Below are 19,111 nucleotides of genomic sequence, written 5' to 3' on the forward strand. Positions count from 1 at the left end.
AACGGAGGCTGAAATGATACAGCTTGAACAGGGTCTCAATGTTGCCGGAACCAGCGTCCGTGTTGGCTGTGGGACCAGCACAGCCAGCCCATGCTCAGGGCACGTGCGAGCATCAGGCAGATCAGTGAAAACCAGAGCCCGTGATTGCCCCAGCTGGTGGTCAGCCACCAGACCGGCAGGAACACGCCAAGTGCCGAAAACAGCATGGTGTTCTGCATGTCCCGGGTGCGCGTTGCGCCAATGAAGACCCCGTCGAGCAGGAACCCCCAGACCGCGGCAAACGGCAGCAGCCAGAGCCAGGGCAGGTAGTGCCAGGCGGTGGTGCGGACGTCCTCAATGCCTGTCAGCAGGGCAATCAGGCCGCGGCCTCCGGCCACAAATACAATGGTCAGCAACAGCGCGCCCCACAGGGACCAGCGCAGTGCGCTGTGGAAGACGGCCCGGAATCGGCGCCGGCTGCCCTTGCCGATGGCTTCACCGATCAGGGCTTCGGCGGCGTTGGCAAATCCGTCCAGCGCATTGGAGATGACCAGCAGGAAGGTGATCAGCACCGCATTGGCGGCGAGAATGGTATCACCCTGCCGGGCGCCCTGGGCGGTGAAAAAAGCGAGCACCAGCAGCAGGGCAATGGTCCGGACCATGATGTAGCGGTTGACCTGCAGGATCTTCAGGTAGTCGGCCAGTCCGCCAATCAGGGCGCGAGTCAGCTTCTGGCCCTCGGGCATCCGGGACAGCACGATGGCAAACCCGATGCCGGCGGCCCCGTACTCGGCAATGACCGTGGCGATGGCAACGCCCCGACTGTTCCACCCGAACCCGGTGACAAACAGTATGTCGAGCACAATGTTCAGGCCGTTGGCGACGATCAGCATGATCATGGGACCGCGCGGGAACTGGGTACCGATCAGCCAGCCCACCAGGGTGTACTGGCACAGGACCGCCGGCGCGCTCCAGATCCGGATAGCAGCGTACTCGGCGGCGAGGCTGCTGACATCCGGGCTGGGGTTCATCAGCGTCAGCCCCAGGGATATCAGGGGTTGATGGAGCAGGATGAGCAGCAGCCCGATGCCTACGGCAAGCATCACCGAGCGCAGCAGCAGCGCCACCTGGCCAAAGCTGTCGCGCTTGCCCCAGGCCTGAGCGGCCAGGCCGGTGGTGCCCATGCGCATGAACCCGAACGTCCAGTACAGGATGCTGAACAAATTGGCGCCCACGGCCACCGCACCCAGATACTCCGGGCTCTCCAGATGGCCCAGGACGGCAGTATCCACCAGGCCGAGCAGGGGAACCGTGAGGTTGGTCAGCATCAGGGGCCATGCCAATGCCCAGAGGCGACGGTCGGTAGCCGGCAGGTGAAACGTCCTATTCGTTTTGATTCTTAAAATCCTGTGGTTAGCAGTTTTGGATTTAATTGAATTTTTAGCCTTTTCCCGATCTGTGTCTATACTCGACTGTGAGGTATCCATAAGCAGGCTTCCACTCTGGCTTTTCAGGTGTATGCGAGCGCCGGGAAGATCAGAGGGATAACGCAAATCCGACAAGAATAACACTCTGTGGAGACACAGTATGCGCGTGCACGCTCAGCGGGCAGGTGCCCTTTTAGGCGGTCTGATGTTCCCCGCCTGGTCCATGGCGGACTGGACTCTGAACATGACCCCGGGGGTAACCGGCACCAGTAACGAGATATTCAGCCTTCACATGATCATTCTCTGGATCTGCGTCGCCATCGGCGTCGTGGTATTCGGGGTTATGTTCTGGTCCATCTTTGCCCACCGAAAATCCCAGGGCTACAAGCCTGCGAATTTTCATGAGAACACCCTGGTGGAGATTCTCTGGACCATCATTCCGTTTGTCATTCTCGTGGTCATGGCCATTCCGGCCACCGCCACCCTGGTCGATATGTACGATACGGACGAGTCCGACGTCGATATCAAGGTCACGGGCTACCAGTGGAAGTGGCAGTACGAGTACATCAACGAGGACTTTGGCTACTTCTCCAACCTCGCCACGCCCCGTGCACAGATCAACAACCGGCAGGCCAAGGGCGAGAACTACCTGCTGGAAGTGGACAACCCCCTGATTATTCCCGTTGGTAAAAAGGTCCGTTTCCTGCTGACTGCCAATGACGTCATCCATTCCTGGTGGGTGCCGGACTTTGGCGTCAAGAAGGACGCCATCCCCGGCTTCATCAACGAAACCTGGACCCGGGTGGACGAGCCCGGCACCTATCGTGGCCAGTGCACCGAACTGTGCGGCAAGGATCATGGCTTCATGCCGGTGGTGGTGAAGGCCGTTCCCGAAGAGGAATACAACACCTGGGTTGCGGAGCAGAAAGCCGCCGCCGAGAAAGAGCGCGAGCTGACCCAGAAAGACTGGAGCATGGCCGAGCTGATGGAACGGGGCGAGAAGGCCTATCAAACCGCCTGTGCCGCCTGCCACCAGGCCGACGGTAGCGGTGCGCCCCCGGCGTTCCCGGCGCTCAAGGGCAGTGCGATTGCGACCGAAGACATGGCCGCCCACATCGACATCGTGGTGAACGGCAAGTCCGGTACGTCGATGCAGGCGTTCGGCAACCAGTTGAGCGAGGTGGACCTGGCCGCGGTGATTACCTACGAGCGTAACGCCTGGGGTAACAACACCGGTGAAATGGTCACGCCCAAAGAAATTTTTGATTACAAGAACCAGCAGTAATCAACGCCAGATAACAGATATCACCAGCCACAATAAATGGCGGTAACGGGGGTTTTCATGAGTGCGGTTGCAGATACCCACGCCCAGGATCATCATCACGGCCCGGCAAAAGGTTTCAGCCGATGGCTGTTGACCACGAACCACAAGGATATCGGGACCATGTACCTGATATTCAGTTTCGCCATGTTCCTGCTGGGCGGAACCATGGCCATGGTCATCCGGGCAGAACTTTTCCAGCCCGGGCTGCAAATCGTGCAGCCGGAATTCTTCAACCAGATGACCACGATGCACGGCCTGATCATGGTCTTCGGTGCGGTGATGCCGGCCTTTGTCGGTCTGGCAAACTGGATGATTCCGCTGATGATCGGCGCGCCAGACATGGCACTTCCACGGATGAATAACTGGAGCTTCTGGCTGCTGCCCTGTGCCTTCCTGATTCTGGTTTCCACCCTCTTCATGGAAGGTGGTGCACCCAACTTCGGCTGGACCTTCTACGCGCCCCTCTCGACGACCTACGGGCCGCCCAGTACCACCTTCTTTATCTTTGCCGTCCATATCATGGGGATTTCCTCGATCATGGGCGCCATCAACGTCATTGCCACCATCCTGAACCTTCGGGCTCCGGGCATGACCCTGATGAAGATGCCCCTGTTTGTCTGGACCTGGCTGATCACCGCCTTCCTGCTGATCGCGGTCATGCCGGTGCTGGCCGGGGTCGTAACCATGATGCTGATGGACATCAACTTCGGCACCAGCTTCTTTGATGCCTCCGGCGGTGGTGACCCGGTCCTGTTCCAGCATGTGTTCTGGTTCTTCGGGCACCCCGAGGTCTACATCATGATCCTGCCCGCGTTCGGGGCGGTGTCGCACATCATACCGGCGTTCTCCCGCAAGCCACTGTTCGGCTACGCGTCTATGGTCTATGCCGTGGGTGCGATTGCGCTGCTGTCCTTCGTGGTCTGGGCCCACCACATGTTCACCGTGGGCATTCCCATCGCCGGCCAGCTGTTCTTCATGTACGCCACCATGCTGATTGCGGTGCCCACCGGGGTGAAGGTGTTCAACTGGGTGGCCACCATGTTCCGCGGCGCACTGAGTTTCGAGGCGCCGATGCTGTTTGCGGTGGCGTTCGTGATCCTGTTTACCATTGGTGGCTTTTCCGGTCTGATGCTGGCCATCGCCCCGGCCGATTTCCAGTACCATGACACCTACTTCGTGGTGGCCCATTTCCACTACGTACTGGTCCCGGGCGCCATCTTCGGCATCTTTGCCTCGGCGTACTTCTGGCTGCCGAAATGGACCGGCCACATGTACGACGAAACCCTGGCCAAGACGCATTTCTGGTTGTCGTTCATTGGCATGAACCTCGCCTTCTTCCCCATGCACTTCCTGGGCCTGGCCGGCATGCCGCGCCGGATTCCGGACTACGCCCTGCAGTTTGCTGATTTCAACATGGTCTCCAGTATCGGTGCCTTCATGTTCGGGGCCACCCAGTTGCTGTTCCTGCTGATCGTGGTGAAATGCGTTCGTGGCGGTAAGAAGGCGGCGGCTCAGCCCTGGGACGGGGCCGAAGGTCTTGAATGGACGGTGCCCTCGCCGGCGCCTTACCACACCTTCGCCACACCACCGGAAGTGAAGTAAGCGAGGCGCCGGGTGGACGAGCAGCGGTCGTCAGTGGCAAGACCCGCGCGCAGCAATGCGCGGGTCATTTCCTGGTGCGTTGCGGGGGTGGTTGGCATGTTCGCCTTTGGCTTCGCCCTGGTGCCCTTGTACGACGTGTTCTGCGAGCTCACTGGAATTAATGGCAAGACCGGTGGCCGGTATGAGGCGCCGGTGGGCGCCGACGCCGATGTCACCCGCAAGGTACAGGTTCAGTTCCTGGCCCAGAATGGCCCGGGTATGCCCTGGACCTTCCGGCCCGTGACCCGGAGTATTGACGTCCATCCCGGAGAACCGGTCACGGTGAATTTCTTTGCCCAGAACCCGACGGCCGAGGCCATGGTCGGTCAGGCCGTTCCCAGTCTCTCGCCCTCGGAAGGCACGCTGTATTTCCACAAGACCGAGTGTTTCTGTTTTAACCAGCAACCCCTGGCAGCCGGTGAAAGTACCGAAATGCCCCTGGTGTTCATTGTTGACCGGGACCTGCCAGAACACATAACCAAGCTGACCCTGTCCTATACCCTGTACGATCAGAGTCAACAGGCGAAGGTCTCAGGGCCGGTTCGACCAATCACAACAACAAACGAAAACGGCTAAGCCATCGGAGATTGTCATGGCGGATAACCAGACCTATTACGTTCCGGAACAGAGCAAATGGCCGATCATTGCCACCGTCGGCCTGGGTGTGACCCTGTACGGTGTGGCCTCGATCATGGTCAACAGCAATCAGGGCGAAAGTACGACCGGCTCCTGGGTGATGTTCCTGATTGGCGCACTGATCATGGCGTACATGCTGTTCGGCTGGTTTGGCAATGTTATCCGGGAGAGCCGGTCCGGGCTGTACAGCCCGCAGATGGACCGGTCGTTTCGTTGGGGCATGAGCTGGTTCATCTTTTCCGAGGTGATGTTCTTTGCCGCGTTCTTCGGCGCCCTGTTCTACGCCCGGGTCTTTGCCGTGCCCTGGCTCGGAGGCGAAGGTGATCGCGGCAGCTCCAACATGCTGTGGGAAGGTTTTCAGGCCACCTGGCCGCTGGTCAACAACCCGGATCCGGAAGCTTATCCCGGGCCCAAAGAGGTCATCAGCGCCTGGGGTCTGCCCCTGATGAACACGATTTTGCTGGTGACTTCCTCGTTCACCATTACCGTTGCCCATCACGCCCTGAAGGCGGGCAACCGGGCCAAGACCAAACTCTGGCTCGGCCTGACCATCGCTCTCGCCCTGGTGTTTTTGTTCGTCCAGGGTTACGAGTACATGCATGCCTACCAGGATCTGGACCTGACCCTGCAGTCCGGCATATACGGCAGCACGTTTTTCATGTTGACTGGCTTCCACGGTGCCCACGTGATGCTGGGGTCACTGATGCTGATCATAATGCTGGTTCGCATCACTAAGGGGCACTTCACTGCCGACAACCACTTTGGTTTTGAAGCGGCGGCCTGGTACTGGCACTTTGTGGATGTGGTCTGGCTGGGCCTGTTTGTCTTCGTTTACATCCTTTGAGTGAGGCAGGTCAGGGCGTCGGATTCAGTGTCAGGGCGCCCTGCCAGAGTGCAATCAGAATCACCGCCAGGAGCAGTATGCTAAGCGTCACCCGGACCGCCAGGGAGTTCACTACCCGATTGGTTTTTCCGCCATCCTTGATGAGAAAGAACAGGCCGCTGAACAGACTGACAATCACCGCCAGCATCAGGACTACGATTACGGCTTTGAGCATGGGATTTTCCGGAGTTTTTGGCATTTTGGCTGGCAAGCAGGTGGAATCCACGCAACGCCTGCAACCTCAGAGGTCACTATAGCAGAGCATGTCTGATCCGCAGGGCCAACGTCGTCACTGGCAGTTCGATTGGCGGCTGATGCTTTTTACCGGTCTGTTCCTGCCGCTGTTGATCGGACTGGGGCTCTGGCAGCTGGACCGGGCAGGGCAGAAACAACAGATGCTGGATCAGTGGCAGCAGGATGCGCTGGATCTGGAGTGGACTGAACTGGTCCGCCAAGGGCTGGATTCGGGCCGCCCAGTCGCCCTCACAGGCCGGTATGGCGAGCGCAGCTGGCTGCTGGACAACCGAACCCGGGACGGGATTCCGGGTTATGAAGTCCTGACGGTATTCCATCCCTTGCAAGGGCCGGCAGTGGTGGTGAATCGTGGCTGGGTGCAGGCGCCCAGAACCCGTGCCCAATTGCCGGTTGTGGTCACCCCTGACGGGGTACTGGAGCTGACAGGCCGGTTGAGTGACTACCCGGAACCGCCGGTGCTGGTGGACCAGGCAGCATCGCCCGAAGGCTGGCCCCGAAGGGTTCAGAGTTTGCCTGGGGCGATTGCCAGGGCGGAATTCCCGGAATTACCCGGGGCAATAGTGAGATTGGCGGGCAGCGATCAGCCTGGCGCCTTTCGCGCCGACTGGGCGCCGGACCTGATGGGGCCGCAAACCCATTACGGATACGCCACTCAATGGTTTGCGCTGGCGGTTGTACTGAGTATATTGACGGTAGTCGCGAGTTACCGAAAGACAGGAGCCAATAATGACAATGACAATGGCTAACCGGATACCTGACCAGAACGACGGCCCCTCTCGGGACCAAATCCGGCGGGGTCGGCGTACCGCTCTTCTGCTGTTTGCTATCGGTTTTGGACCGATGATCTTTGCCACCGTTATGTTTTACACCGGCTGGCTGAACCCGGCTGGCCATACCAATAATGGCACTCTGATCCAGCCGGTGGTGCCGGTCCAGACGCTTAATCTTGAAACCGCGTCGGGTGAGCCCCTGGCAGACCGGTTCGGGGCGGATAAGGCCGAGCCCGAGTGGATGCTGATGGTGGTGGCCGGTGGGTGTGGCAGCGAATGCGAAGAACTGCTCTACCTGGCTCGGCAGGTCAATATTGCCCTGGGCAAGAACGCCAACCGGGTGTCCCGTGCGGCTGTGCTGGGCAGTGTGCCGGAGGATCTTGCCGGCCGTTGGCAGGACGAGTACAGCCTTATGGAGCGACTGACGCCGGCGCCGGGCACGTCGCCGGACTGGCCGGCTGGAATTAATCCCGAGTCCGAATCCCGAATCCTGCTGGTGGACCCGTTTGGCAACCTGATGATGCATTACGGGGCGGAGAACACCGGCAAACAGATGCTTGAGGACCTCAAGCATCTGCTCAAGATCTCCCAGATCGGATGAGCAACGCCCGGAGGATTCGGTTTTGAATCAGCAGCATTCCGTGCCATCTCCCCACGCCCGTCGTATGGCAAACTGGGCGCTGTTCGCCACCTGCCTGGCGGTGGTGGTGATCATGCTTGGGGCCTGGACCCGGCTGGTCCATGCCGGCCTTGGCTGCCCGGACTGGCCCGGCTGCTACGGCTTTCTGACCGTGCCCCAGAGTGAATCCAGTATTGCCATTGCCAATGCCCGTTTCCCGGAAACGCCGGTGGATGTGGAGAAAGGCTGGCCGGAAATGATTCATCGCTACGCCGCCGGCACCCTCGGCCTCGTGGTCTTCGGACTTGCGGCTTACGCCGTCCGGCATCGTAGAACCGGCGTGCCGGTGAAACTGCCCCTGTTCATCGCCGGGTTTATCATTCTCCAGGGTGCCTTTGGCATGTGGACGGTCACGCTCAAGCTCTGGCCCCAGGTCGTCGCCATGCATCTGCTTGGCGGATTCACCACCCTGACCCTCCTGACCTTGCTGACACTCCGGCTTCGCGGCCGGTCCGGGCAAGGCCGAGCCGTCAAAGACCAATCCGCCCTGACGGCGTTTCGTCCCTGGCTGTACGGTGGGCTTGTTTTGATCGTGATGCAGATTGCGCTCGGAGCCTGGACCGCCGCCAACTACGCGGCGGTGGCCTGTACCGACCTGCCCACGTGCCAGGGTCAGTGGTGGCCGGAGGGCATGGATTTCCAACACGGCTTTGATGTTACCCAGCACGTCGGCCCCAATTACCTGGGGGGGCAGCTGACCGCCGATGGCCGGGTGGCCATTCACCTGACCCACCGCCTCGGGGCGATGATCGTGCTGGGGTACTTTGCCATTTTACTGTCTCTGATGTGGCGCCGCCGGCACCTGTCTGGCCTCTCTGGTCCGATCGGCCTGGTGGCATTGGTCCTTGGTGCCCAGATCGCCCTGGGGCTGGCCAACGTGATACTGCACATTCCGCTGGGCATTGCGGTCGCCCACAATGCCATGGGGGCCGGGCTGCTACTGTCCGTCGTCCACCTGATCTGGCAGCACCATCGATTACCACAGGCGCACAGCGCCGATGCAACACACACAACAACAATGAACCGGGAGGTTACGGCATGAGTGAGCGAGTGGAAGCATTGCCGGCCCAGACCACTGAAAGCGAATCCAGCAGATCCATTTCCTGGCGGGATTACCTGGAGCTGACCAAGCCCCGGGTGGTCGCGCTGATGATCCTGACCTCGGTGATCGGCATGCTGCTGGCCGCACCGGGAGTTCCGGGCTGGGACGTCCTCCTGTACGGTAATCTTGGTATCGCCTTGCTGGCGGGTGCCGCAGCGGTGGTCAACCATGTGGTTGACCAGAAAATCGATACCGTTATGGCCCGTACCCGCAAGCGCCCGGTGGCGATCGGCAAGATTGCCCCGGTGGATGCCATCCTGTTTGCGACCATTCTCGCCAGCGTCGGCATGGCGGTGTTGATGTGGCAGGTGAATGAATTGACGGCCTGGCTGACCCTCGCGTCACTGGTGGGCTATGCCGGCGTTTACACGCTGTTTCTCAAGCGTGCGACGCCGCAGAACATCACCATTGGCGGGTTGGCTGGTGCCATGCCGCCATTGCTGGGCTGGACCGCGGTCACTGGCCAGGTGGAAGGCCACGCCCTGCTGCTGGTCCTGATCATTTTTGCCTGGACCCCGCCGCACTTCTGGGCCCTGGCGATCCATCGCAAGGAGGAGTACGCCAAGGCCGGCATTCCCATGCTGCCGGTAACTCACGGCAACAAGTACACGGAATTGCACATCCTGCTGTATACCTTCATGTTATTGGCGGTCAGCCTGCTGCCGTTCGTCACCGGAATGTCCGGCGGTATCTACCTGATCGGCGCCCTGGCCCTGGGCCTCCGTTTCCTGCAATATGCCGTTCGACTGCTCAAAGGCGACGACCGCCGGGTGGCGCTGAATACCTTCAAATACTCCATCACCTATCTGATGGCACTGTTTGTGGTTTTGCTGGTGGATCATTTTGTATTCTTCTGACCTAGACGGTGTGCTTCTCTGACCATGGTATTGGAACCCCGATGAACCGCTCGATTCGCCTGACCCTGTTCTCGTTGTTGATGTTGGTGGTGCTGATTTTCGGGCTGGTGATCGGGCGGCAGGTCTACCTGGTTGGTGGCCAGGAGCCGGAACCGGCGCCGGAGCTGGCCGAACTCAACACCTATGTGTATGACCAGCCCCGGGAGTTGGCGGAGTTCTCACTGACCAATGAGAAAGGTGAAACCGTCACCCGGGAAAGCCTCCGGGGGCGCTGGACCTTCGCGTTTGTGGGTTACACTAACTGTCCGGACATCTGTCCGGCCGCCATGGCCAACCTCAGGCGCACCGACCAACTGCTGTCGAACGAATTGCCACAACCGGATTACCTCCTGGTCAGCGCTGATCCGGAACACGACACTCCGGCAAAGCTCAAGGCCTACACCGACTTCTTCGGGGACCACTTCCACGGTCTCACCGGCGATCTGGAGACCCTGCGGGCTCTCGCCAAGAGCCTGAATGCGGTATTTGTCCATCGTCAGGTCGATGGCGAGTTGCTGGTCGACCACAGTGGCCACTTCGCGCTCTTGAACCCGGAGGGCAAACTGGCCGCGGTCATTCAGCCGCCCCACGATCCCGAAGCCCTCGCGGAGGCCTTCGAACGGATCTACGAGTGGGCCCGGGACAATCGCCTGAACGCGAACTCCTGACCGCGAGGGTTGGCGTTCTGCGGCCAAGGTCAAACTGACAGGCGGCCCGTTGTGGCCTAGACTCTCCGGCTGTTCAACCACGAGCCGAGCCAATGCCTTCCAATCCCCAGAGCTGTACCACACCGCGCCAACTGTTTTCCGTGCTCGCGGCCGGAGCGATCGTGCTGATGGTCGTCCATGGCCTGGGACGATTTATCTATACACCGTTGCTGCCCTATCTGGTCGAGGACGGCCAGTTTGGTGCCGCGGAAGGCGCGGCCGTGGCAACCTGGAATTATCTGGGCTACCTGATGGGCGCTCTGCTGGCCATCCGGTGGCACCGGATCGACCAGATCCGGATCCTGTTGCCGGTTGCGCTTGCGGTTCATGTCCTTACCACCTTGCTGGTGACCCAGATCGACAACCTGCCCCTGATCTCGGCCAGTCGCTGGCTCAACGGGGTCGCCAACGGCATGGTATTCGTTCATGCCCCGGCGTTGATCCTTGAATGGCTGGTACTTCGCAACCGCGCCGCCATGAGCGGATTGGTATACATAGGTGTCGGGCTTGGCCTTCTGGTTTCCAGTGGCCTGGTTACTGGCAGTGCGCATTGGCTGGAGGGTGCTGAACGCTGGTGGCCGGCGGCCCTGCTGTCCATTCCGCTGGCCTGGTGGGGAGCGGTCAAGCTGATGAAGCTGGAGGTCCCGGTCCGGCCTCAGAACACCGCCGGTAACGCGGTCGACACCACGCCGTTACTGGACCGGGCCAGTATACCCCTGTTCCTGTCCTACGCCGGAGCGGGCCTCGGATATATCCTGCCCATGACTTTCCTGCCCCTGCTGGCGACCTTGGAGCTGCCCCGGAATCACTGGATGATCGATGGTGCCTGGCTCATCGTGGCTTTGTTTACCATGCCTGCGCCATGGATCTGGAACAAACTTGGCGCGAAGATCGGCGATCTCCCGGCGCTCAAGCTGAATTTCGTGATTCAGTTGTTGGGTGTCCTGGCCGCTGTGCTCTGGCCCGGGGCTGTCGGCCTTTTACTCTGTGCGGCCCTGGTGGGCAGCACGTTCCTGGGCACGGTGCTGCTGACCCAGCGCATTGGCCGGGCGCTCCATCCGCACCAGGGCCCGCGGTTATCCGCGGCCATGGTGGCGCTCTACGGCTTCACCCAGATGGTCGGGCCCTGGTTGACGAAACAGTGGCTGGATATGGGCGGTACTCTGGGGTCGGCGTTCGGTATTGGGGTGGTGGCTCTGGCGTTTGGCTTGGTATTCGTGTTTTTAGTGCCTCAGGCTGAGGATTGGCATGGGCGGTCTTTGTAGGACTGCTGGGGTTGGGTGATTGATCGGGGTGGTGGGGTATTTTACCTTGGAAATGGAACTCGCTGCGCTCAGACATCCATTTCTGGCGGAAAAATACTCCACCACCCCGCTCTAGCTGACAATACCGATATCTTAAAAGATGAAAGGAAGAGATTGGTTTCGTCCGTGATAACCTGTAGCGACAACTGGAGTTCAATAAGGGTATGGGGGTAATTCAAATTACCCCGTGCCCCTCCCCCAAACCCGGCAATCCTGAACGAAGCCAGACCAACGTGCTCCCAATAGACCAAATACTCCCCGAGCTAAAACAAACTCTGGAACAAACCACCACGGCACTCCTACAGGCGCCTCCGGGTGCCGGCAAGACCACCCGGGTTCCCTTGGCTCTGCTCGATGCACCCTGGCGGGACGAACGCAAGATTCTGATGCTCGAGCCGAGACGACTGGCGGCGCGGTCCGCGGCCCGGTTCATGGCCGGGCAGTTGGGAGAGAAACCGGGGCAGACTGTGGGGTATCGAACCCGGCTGGACACCAAAATCTCCGCCGCCACGCGCATCGAGGTCGTGACCGAGGGTATTCTGACCCGGTTAATCCAGTCCGACCCGACGCTTGAGGATTACGCCGCGGTGTTGTTTGACGAATTCCATGAGCGATCCTTGCAGGCCGACCTGGGTCTGGCACTGGTGCGGGAGTCGCAGGAGGCGCTGCGGCAAGATTTGCGGCTTCTGGTAATGTCGGCGACCCTCGATACCGGGCCAATTGCCAGAGTGCTAGGGGATGTGCCGATCATTCGCAGCGAAGGCCGGGCGTTTCCGGTGGAGGTCCTGTATCGGCCGGCACCGTCTCAGGAGCGCCATACCCGGATTGTCGATCGGGTGGCGGCTGTGGTGCAGGAGGCGCTTCAGGACCAGTCCGGCTCGGTGCTGGTGTTCCTGCCCGGCGCCGGGGAAATCCGGAAAGTCGAGCAGCGGTTACGGGGCCAATTAGCAGGCGATGTGCTCGTGACGCCCCTCTACGGCAACCTTAAATCAGACGAGCAGGATCGGGCCATCGCCCCGGCTCCGGAGGCCCAGCGCAAGGTGGTGCTGGCCACCGCCATTGCCGAGACCAGTCTGACCATCGAGGGTGTGCGGGTCGTGATCGACAGTGGTCAGCAGCGGCGCGCGGTGTTCGATCCGAACAGCGGCATGACCCGACTGGTGACCGGGCGGGTCTCGAAAGCCTCGGCAGAGCAACGTAAGGGCCGGGCCGGTCGTGTGGAGCCAGGATTATGTTACCGGTTGTGGAGCGAGTCCGAGCAGTTTGGACTGGCGGACTATACGCCACCGGAGATACGGGAAGCGGATCTTGCGCCGGTAGTGCTGGAGCTGGCCCAGTGGGGGGCCCGGACCCCGGACCAGGTGGCGTGGGTTGATGCGCCACCGGAGGCCCACTGGCAGCAGGCTGTCGCGTTGCTGAAATGGCTGGATATGCTGGATGCGGACGGTGCCATTACCGACCATGGCAAGGCTACGCGGGAGGTGGGCGTGCACCCTCGCCTGGCGCACATGGTGCTGCGGGGACAACAGCTCGGCCTGCCTGTGTTGGCGGCGGAACTGGCGGCGCTGCTCGGTGACCGGGATCTGCTGGGGCCGGGCGCGGGCGCCGATCTGCACGAGCGGGTTCGGGTGCTCAGGGGCGAAGGCCGCCATCGGAATCTGGACCCTGCCCGCCTGAAGTCGATCCGTCAGGTCGCAAAAAGACTCATGAACGGGTCGAATCATTCGGGACCAGAGCCGACCGAGACCGAGGTTGGCCGACTGCTGGCCCAGGCCTACCCGGACCGGATTGGCCGGCGTCGGTCGGGCTACGGCCCCCGGTATCAGCTCAGCAACGGCAAGGGCGCAACTCTGAGGGACGACGATGCCCTGGCCCGTCATGATTGGCTGGTGGCCGCGGATCTGGACGGTAGATCCCGGGAGGCGACCATCTATCTGGCGGCTCCAGTGGAGGTTCGGGACCTGGAGCAGGATCTGGCAACCCATATCAAGACGTGTGAGGAAGCGGTTTGGGACGACCGGCGGGGCACCGTGATTGCCCGTCGAGTTCGCAAGCTGGGGGAGCTCGTGCTGACGGAAACGGCACTGCCCCAACCCGCCCCGGAGCTGATTCAGCAGGGCCTGTTGAACGCGGTCCGAAGCAAGGGTCTGGACAGCCTGCCCTGGACCGCGGCGGCCCGGCAGTGGCAGGCCCGCGTCCAGTTGCTTGCCCAGGGCGCTCCGGAGGACTGGCCGGATGTCAGCAACGTTGCGTTGCTGGCCAGCCTCGAGAGCTGGCTTGGGCCTTTTCTGGCGGGGTTGCAGCGTTGGGCGGATCTCCAGCGGCTGGATTTGCTCCCGGCATTGCAGAGCTTGCTGGATTATCCGCAACAGCAGCGGCTGGAGGAGCTGGCCCCGAAAACGCTGACCATCCCTACGGGCCAGAAGGTCACACTGGATTACACCGCCGACAACGGACCGGTTCTGGCGGCGAAACTGCAGGCGATGTTCGGCTGGACCGAAACCCCGAGACTGGCCGGCGGCCGGGTTCCCGTGGTGATTCACCTGCTCTCCCCGGCCAAGAGACCGCTGGCGGTTACGGCGGATCTGGCCAGCTTCTGGCGTAATGCCTACCCCGACGTGCGCAAGGATATGCGCGGGCGATACCCGAAACATCCGTGGCCGGAAGACCCGTTCACCGCCGAAGCTCAGCAGGGGACGAAAAAACGCCCAGTTCGCTGATCCGTCCGCTGACCAGCTGCTCTGGTACGGGTTCGAAATAGATATTGCGAGCGGTGATCCACCTGCCTTCCGGCGCCTGCAGTTCGGTTGCCGGCAACTCTTCCAGTTGTGCGGACTCTCGCGTGGCCTGACTGTCCCGGAAGGTGTCGGCCAATACCCAGAACGGGATGTTTTGGACGTACGCGGCCAGCGCCAGCAGGTGGGTACCACTCTTGTTCACAAAATGACCGTCGGTCAGCCAGCTGTCGCACCCGGTAATGACCAGATCTGCCTGATCCGTGAACAGCGCCATTTGGGCGTCGGTAATCAGGGTGACCGGCACTTCCAGCTCATTCAGTGTGGATGCCAGAAGATGGCCTTCCTGTCCGGGACTGCTCTGGGTGCAGATCACCGAGAACGCTACCCCCCGTTCCACCAGTGTCCGGAACAGGCGGATAACAACGGAGCTGGCACTGTGGGTCATGATCACCGCCCCCTCGCTGATCTGGCCGAGTGCGTGCCCGACCATTCGGTTTGCCGCCGATTCCAGATCCCGCCGTACCGATTCGACCAGATTCCACGGTTCGTCACTGGTGACGCTGAGGCGATGCTCCACACGATCAATGGCGTTACCGATCACCACCATACTTGGCCGCGCCCGCCTCAGCTCGGCCAGTAAATTGGCGAGCACATCGGGGGCCGGCCGGGCGTGGTACACATAATCCGCCAGATCGTGCAGGGTTTGCAGCGCCAGCTGGGTGGCGCCCGATCGGTAATCGTGTTTGAGGTTCAACAGCACCGGGTTGGTTGAATGGTCGGGCATGGCATTTCCAGTGGTTTGCGTCTGGTGTCTAAAAAGACTAGCAGATTGCCCGATGATCGGGCCCTTTGAAGGCCCGCGAGAAACAACCCGCCATTACCTGGAACCCAACCCGGGCTAGAGATTGTTGAAGCGATTGATGTCGAAGATGCCGGCCTGAAGCGGCTGATGTTCCCGCTGCCAGCGGGTGATGTCGTGCAGGGTGTCCCAGAACTCTGGATGGGTGCGGCGCACCCCCCAGAGGCTCACAATCCGGTCGAACCTCTCCTGCTCCTCCGCCTTCAGCGCCTGCAGTTGGCTGGTAAACAGCTCAAGTTGCGAGGCGGGGACATCGAACATGAAATTCGGGTAGCTGCCGATAATGCCGGGGTACACCGTCAGGCGGTCCTTGTCCGGCTGGTAACGGAGGTCCTCCCCGAACATGAAGGCGACATTACTGTGAGCGCGATCCCGGATCAGGGTGTAGACCGTGCGGTCACCCTGTTCATTCCATACCCTGAGAAAGGTGACGTCCGGTAGGTACCGGATTGCGGGCAGGAATTCCGCGCGCGTGGCTGCCAGGACCGAGAGATGCTGGTCCGCCTGCTGGATCCACTCGGGCTGGTCCTTGCGACCACAATCACTGCCACCGCAACGGTTGATGGGATCGTCTCGTTCGGCATTCAGCTGGTGGAACTCAAGCAACAGCCGGGCCCCCAGTTCTTCGTTATGGGCGCTGGTCGCATAAGGGACCTGAGAGGGGGCAGTGTTCTCCATGCTGGCGTAGCTGAAGTCCAGTTTCAGGTTGCCTGTCCCCTGGTACCATCGTTGCAGCACCCGGTTGCGTTCGCCGGGCGGAATCAGTCGCAGGTAATTCTGCTCCCCGCCGTTGCGGATCAGGTCGAAGTAAAGCCGGGTCTGGGCCTGGTGCGCCACCGTGCCGAAGACATCAAAATTGACTACCAGCTGGTAATAGGTACGTTCGAACAACGGGTAATCCATCCACCAGCTGGTCAATGGCACCTGTCCGATCAGCCCACGCTGCACCGAGGCATTGTCGTGGTGTCGGAAAATGGTTAGCAGGGCATTGGTGTTGTTGCCGTCACCGTCCCAGATCTGTCCCAGTGACGCGCCCTCGGGGTAGGCGTTGCGGTAGGCCTCGTTGCGCAGCTTGGTATAGCGGTTGCGCTTGTCCTTGTAGCGGAACCAGTTCTCGCCCAGATCCAGCAGATCGGTGCCCTGCCCGGGCAGGGCAAGCAGCGATGTCACCGACTGGCGATAGTCCTGGTCGGTGATGAACAGGTCGTCTTCGGGATCGTGGAACACGGCCCAGAAATGATCCCGGATAACGTCGGTGGCGATCTGGCCCCGGCACACGGGGCCGCGGATGAAGGTGCGGGTGAAGTATTCCGCATTATCCAGCATGAACTGATAGCGGGCTTTGGCCGGGATGGCTGCGAACGTGGCGAATGGGTTGGCGCGGCTTGCCGGGCTGTAGTCGGGCAGACTCTGCGCCTGCCAGTCGGTAGCCTCGAACAGGTTTCGCGTTCGCTCAAATTGCTCGGGACCAAAGGCGAAGGTGATGTGCCGTTTGTGTACAATGCTGCCGGTGACGGGCCGCAACCGGTAATACAGCGGGCCATCCGGGGCGTCATTGGGTCGTCGGGTCGCGATAATTTCAACTGGTTGCCCCGGCGCGGTGTGCGATCGCACGAGTTCGAAGAATCGGGTATCGGCGCCGGCATCCCGGAAATACAGATGCGCGAGGTACAGGTGTTCGTACAGCCAGCGGCTGAGCAGCTTCTGACGCCTGGAATCGCCGTTGAGCCAGCTCTCCCAGCGGTCGATGTCGGCCTGCTCGCGGGCGCTTGTCTCAATCACCAGTGGACTGATGGCTGCGCCCTGGTTCAGCCAGCCGGTCAGTGTCGCGTACTCGTCGTCGGTCAGGTCAGCGACTGCCAGTGGCATGCCTTCGTACGGATGATCGGCGGCGTAGTCGGAAAAGTTTTCATTGCTGACACACTGATTGCTTCGGGCCAGGCCAAGCTCAATGTCTTCGGGCAGTTTGCTGTTGGGGGCAAAAGCGTGGCGCTTGCCGAGCCGGATCATGTTTTCAAACAGGCTGCGGGCCTGGTCGCCGCGGGCGAGTACGGAATAGAAGCCCAGACTTCGCCATTCCTGTTCGGTGTCGGCATCAATCCCCAGACGGGTGGTGGCCTGGTTTTCCAGTCGCCCGCCGTCGTAGACCGCTTTGGGGTGGGCGCCGCGAATCAGTCCGTCGGCGTATTCCATTTTCAGCTGGCACGGCGCGTCGTAGCAGCCGTGGCAGGCCAGGCATTTGGCCTCCAGTATCGGTCGCACGTCTTCGTTGAAACGGACGGGTGCCTGAGCCGGGGTTGGCAGTGCCTGGGTCTGGGGCGGAGAGACACTCTCGGCACAACCACTGAGCAAAACCAGGGTACAGAAAACCATCGCCAGTGCTCTTGCCATGCAGCTACTTCCCTTATGAATCATCCAGTTGAGTCCCTGATTTCCCCGGGTTAATTGGCGGCTCAAGCCAGTTTGCCGGATCCTCTCCGTTATGGGTAGATATGCTCATATCCGACCCTGAAAAAAAGCCCGATGATCGCGCCAATTCCGGGGGGCTGCAGCCAGGCTGTAGCGCCCTTTTTTACGCCTGTTTGCCCCATGGAGGGAAACACCATTCATGACCGAGTCAGCCAACGCCAACGTCGCCGATTACTACGATGCCGAGACCTTCAACCGGATCAAAGCCTTTGCTGATGGCAAGGAAACGCCGTTTGTGGTGATCGACACCGCCACCATCGATCGCCAGTACAACGAGCTGGTGGAAGGATTCCCGTACGCCAACGTCTACTACGCGGTGAAAGCCAATCCGGCCCAACCGATTCTGACCATGCTGCGGGACAAGGGCGCAAGCTTCGACATCGCGTCGGTGTACGAACTGGACAAGGTACTGGCCCTGGGTGTGACCGGTGACCGCATCAGCTACGGCAACACCATCAAGAAGGCCAAGGACATTCGCACCTTTTACGAGAAGGGGGTGCGAATGTTTGCCACCGATTCGGAAGCAGATCTGCGCAACATTGCCAAGGCGGCCCCGGGCTCGAAGGTTTACGTCCGTATCCTGACCGAAGGCACGCTCACGGCGGACTGGCCGCTGTCTCGCAAGTTTGGCTGCCAGACCGACATGGCCATGGACCTGCTGATCCTGGCCCGTGATCTCGGCCTGGTGCCCTACGGTGTGTCGTTCCACGTGGGTTCCCAGCAACGTGAGATCGGTGCCTGGGATGCGGCGCTGAGCAAGGTGAAGGTGATTTTCGAACGTCTCAAGGAAGAAGATGGGATCGAGCTGAAGATGATCAATATGGGGGGCGGTTTTCCGGCCAACTACATCACCCGCACCAATGAGCTGAAGGTGTACGCTGAGGAGATTGCCCGGTTCCTGCATGAGGATTTCGGTGCGGATCTGCCGGAGATCATCATTGAGCCGGGGCGCTCGCTGATCTCCAATGCGGGCGTGCTGGTGAGTGAGGTGGTGCTGATCTCGCGGAAGTCGCGCACGGCGCTGCACCGTTGGGTGTTCACCGATGTGGGCAAGTTTTCCGGGTTGATCGAGACTCTGGACGAGGCCATCAAGTTTCCGATCTGGACGGACAAGGTGGGTGAAGGCGAGGACTGTGTGATTGCGGGGCCGACCTGTGACAGCGCGGACATCATGTACGAGCATCACAAGTATCCGTTGCCGCTGAATCTGGCGATCGGGGATCGGATGTACTGGCTGTCCACCGGGGCTTATACCACGACTTACAGTGCGGTGGAGTTTAACGGGTTTCCTCCGTTGAAGGACTACTACATCTAAAACCTGAGGTGGCCGCGGGGCGGGGATGCTTTTCCTCTGGGGAAAACAACTCGCTTCGCTCAGACATCTTTTCCCCGGCGGAAAAGCATCCCCACCCCACGGCCTTCTGGCTTGGGAGCAGGATTCC

At 60.8% G+C, this 19,111-nt stretch carries 16 protein-coding genes; 12 read left to right on the forward strand and 4 right to left on the reverse strand.

Annotated elements, in window-relative coordinates:
- Positions 1-35: 35 nt before the first annotated feature.
- Entirely contained in the window at positions 36-1,307 is a 1,272-nt protein-coding gene (locus tag KZO34_RS10520; RefSeq protein ID WP_219476279.1) for an MATE family efflux transporter, read from the reverse strand.
- A 259-nt stretch (positions 1,308-1,566) separates the two neighbouring features.
- On the opposite strand from KZO34_RS10520, the gene coxB reads away from it, so the two are divergent.
- From coxB to KZO34_RS10540, 4 genes are read left to right on the forward strand one after another with little or no spacing between them, the layout of a single operon-like run.
- The gene (gene coxB / locus KZO34_RS10525) at positions 1,567-2,691 is read left to right on the forward strand and encodes a cytochrome c oxidase subunit II (protein WP_219476281.1); all 1,125 of its coding nucleotides are present in this window, start codon (positions 1,567-1,569) and stop codon (positions 2,689-2,691) included.
- 57 nt (positions 2,692-2,748) lie between these two features.
- The gene (ctaD, locus tag KZO34_RS10530; protein WP_219476283.1) at positions 2,749-4,332 is read left to right on the forward strand and encodes a cytochrome c oxidase subunit I; all 1,584 of its coding nucleotides are present in this window, start codon (positions 2,749-2,751) and stop codon (positions 4,330-4,332) included.
- 33 nt (positions 4,333-4,365) lie between these two features.
- Positions 4,366-4,947 carry a cytochrome c oxidase assembly protein gene (locus KZO34_RS10535; RefSeq protein WP_308318796.1) on the forward strand — a complete coding sequence of 194 codons (582 nt, stop codon included), beginning with the start codon at positions 4,366-4,368 and terminating at the stop codon, positions 4,945-4,947.
- A 16-nt stretch (positions 4,948-4,963) separates the two neighbouring features.
- Positions 4,964-5,851, forward strand: coding sequence for a cytochrome c oxidase subunit 3 (locus KZO34_RS10540; protein ID WP_219476286.1), 888 nt, complete (start codon positions 4,964-4,966; stop codon positions 5,849-5,851).
- A gap of 10 nt (positions 5,852-5,861) precedes the next feature.
- On the opposite strand, the gene KZO34_RS10545 is transcribed toward KZO34_RS10540, so the two are convergent.
- Entirely contained in the window at positions 5,862-6,065 is a 204-nt protein-coding gene (locus tag KZO34_RS10545; protein ID WP_219476287.1) for a twin transmembrane helix small protein, read from the reverse strand.
- Between the two features lie 88 nt (positions 6,066-6,153).
- On the opposite strand from KZO34_RS10545, the gene KZO34_RS10550 reads away from it, so the two are divergent.
- From KZO34_RS10550 to hrpB, 7 genes are all read left to right on the forward strand, one after another.
- Positions 6,154-6,891 carry an SURF1 family protein gene (locus KZO34_RS10550; RefSeq protein WP_219476288.1) on the forward strand — a complete coding sequence of 246 codons (738 nt, stop codon included), beginning with the start codon at positions 6,154-6,156 and terminating at the stop codon, positions 6,889-6,891.
- Positions 6,872-7,516, forward strand: coding sequence for a hypothetical protein (locus KZO34_RS10555; RefSeq protein WP_257900254.1), 645 nt, complete (start codon positions 6,872-6,874; stop codon positions 7,514-7,516). The genes KZO34_RS10550 and KZO34_RS10555 overlap by 20 nt, the downstream gene beginning before the upstream one ends.
- Positions 7,517-7,580: 64 nt before the next feature.
- Positions 7,581-8,636: a COX15/CtaA family protein gene (locus KZO34_RS10560; RefSeq protein ID WP_219477281.1), complete on the forward strand. Its 1,056-nt coding sequence runs from the start codon at positions 7,581-7,583 to the stop codon at positions 8,634-8,636.
- Positions 8,633-9,553 carry a heme o synthase gene (cyoE, locus tag KZO34_RS10565; RefSeq protein WP_219476289.1) on the forward strand — a complete coding sequence of 307 codons (921 nt, stop codon included), beginning with the start codon at positions 8,633-8,635 and terminating at the stop codon, positions 9,551-9,553. The genes KZO34_RS10560 and cyoE overlap by 4 nt, the downstream gene beginning before the upstream one ends.
- A gap of 41 nt (positions 9,554-9,594) precedes the next feature.
- A complete protein-coding gene (locus KZO34_RS10570; RefSeq protein WP_219476290.1) occupies positions 9,595-10,260 on the forward strand; it encodes an SCO family protein in 666 nt (221 codons plus the stop codon).
- A 92-nt stretch (positions 10,261-10,352) separates the two neighbouring features.
- The gene (locus KZO34_RS10575) at positions 10,353-11,564 is read left to right on the forward strand and encodes a YbfB/YjiJ family MFS transporter (protein ID WP_219476291.1); all 1,212 of its coding nucleotides are present in this window, start codon (positions 10,353-10,355) and stop codon (positions 11,562-11,564) included.
- Between the two features lie 272 nt (positions 11,565-11,836).
- Positions 11,837-14,323, forward strand: coding sequence for an ATP-dependent helicase HrpB (hrpB, locus tag KZO34_RS10580; RefSeq protein ID WP_219477282.1), 2,487 nt, complete (start codon positions 11,837-11,839; stop codon positions 14,321-14,323).
- Here hrpB and KZO34_RS10585 read toward each other — a convergent pair.
- Positions 14,277-15,125 (reverse strand): translation initiation factor eIF-2B, encoded by an 849-nt coding sequence (locus KZO34_RS10585; protein WP_219476293.1) that lies wholly within the window; start codon positions 15,123-15,125, stop codon positions 14,277-14,279. The genes hrpB and KZO34_RS10585 overlap by 47 nt on opposite strands.
- A 114-nt stretch (positions 15,126-15,239) precedes the next feature.
- Positions 15,240-17,591, reverse strand: a complete 2,352-nt coding sequence (locus KZO34_RS10590) for a fatty acid cis/trans isomerase (RefSeq protein WP_219476295.1) — start codon at positions 17,589-17,591, stop codon at positions 15,240-15,242.
- A 217-nt stretch (positions 17,592-17,808) separates the two neighbouring features.
- On the opposite strand from KZO34_RS10590, the gene KZO34_RS10595 reads away from it, so the two are divergent.
- A complete protein-coding gene (locus tag KZO34_RS10595; protein WP_219476296.1) occupies positions 17,809-18,984 on the forward strand; it encodes a type III PLP-dependent enzyme in 1,176 nt (391 codons plus the stop codon).
- Positions 18,985-19,111: the final 127 nt, after the last annotated feature.

Source organism: Marinobacter sp. F4206 (genome assembly GCF_019392195.1).
Classification (GTDB): Bacteria; Pseudomonadota; Gammaproteobacteria; order Pseudomonadales; family Oleiphilaceae; genus Marinobacter.

Bases quoted from the DNA above. Each gene is read 5' to 3' on its own strand.
- KZO34_RS10595 (WP_219476296.1), top strand. From the start codon at position 17,809: ATGACCGAGTCAGCCAACGCCAACGTCGCCGATTACTACGATGCCGAG.
- KZO34_RS10590 (WP_219476295.1), bottom strand. From the start codon at position 17,591: ATGGCAAGAGCACTGGCGATGGTTTTCTGTACCCTGGTTTTGCTCAGT.
- ctaD (WP_219476283.1), top strand. From the start codon at position 2,749: ATGAGTGCGGTTGCAGATACCCACGCCCAGGATCATCATCACGGCCCG.
- KZO34_RS10550 (WP_219476288.1), top strand. From the start codon at position 6,154: ATGTCTGATCCGCAGGGCCAACGTCGTCACTGGCAGTTCGATTGGCGG.
- KZO34_RS10545 (WP_219476287.1), bottom strand. From the start codon at position 6,065: ATGCTCAAAGCCGTAATCGTAGTCCTGATGCTGGCGGTGATTGTCAGT.
- KZO34_RS10555 (WP_257900254.1), top strand. From the start codon at position 6,872: ATGACAATGACAATGGCTAACCGGATACCTGACCAGAACGACGGCCCC.
- KZO34_RS10560 (WP_219477281.1), top strand. From the start codon at position 7,581: ATGGCAAACTGGGCGCTGTTCGCCACCTGCCTGGCGGTGGTGGTGATC.
- KZO34_RS10570 (WP_219476290.1), top strand. From the start codon at position 9,595: ATGAACCGCTCGATTCGCCTGACCCTGTTCTCGTTGTTGATGTTGGTG.
- KZO34_RS10540 (WP_219476286.1), top strand. From the start codon at position 4,964: ATGGCGGATAACCAGACCTATTACGTTCCGGAACAGAGCAAATGGCCG.
- cyoE (WP_219476289.1), top strand. From the start codon at position 8,633: ATGAGTGAGCGAGTGGAAGCATTGCCGGCCCAGACCACTGAAAGCGAA.
- coxB (WP_219476281.1), top strand. From the start codon at position 1,567: ATGCGCGTGCACGCTCAGCGGGCAGGTGCCCTTTTAGGCGGTCTGATG.
- KZO34_RS10585 (WP_219476293.1), bottom strand. From the start codon at position 15,125: ATGCCCGACCATTCAACCAACCCGGTGCTGTTGAACCTCAAACACGAT.
- KZO34_RS10575 (WP_219476291.1), top strand. From the start codon at position 10,353: ATGCCTTCCAATCCCCAGAGCTGTACCACACCGCGCCAACTGTTTTCC.
- KZO34_RS10520 (WP_219476279.1), bottom strand. From the start codon at position 1,307: ATGCTGACCAACCTCACGGTTCCCCTGCTCGGCCTGGTGGATACTGCC.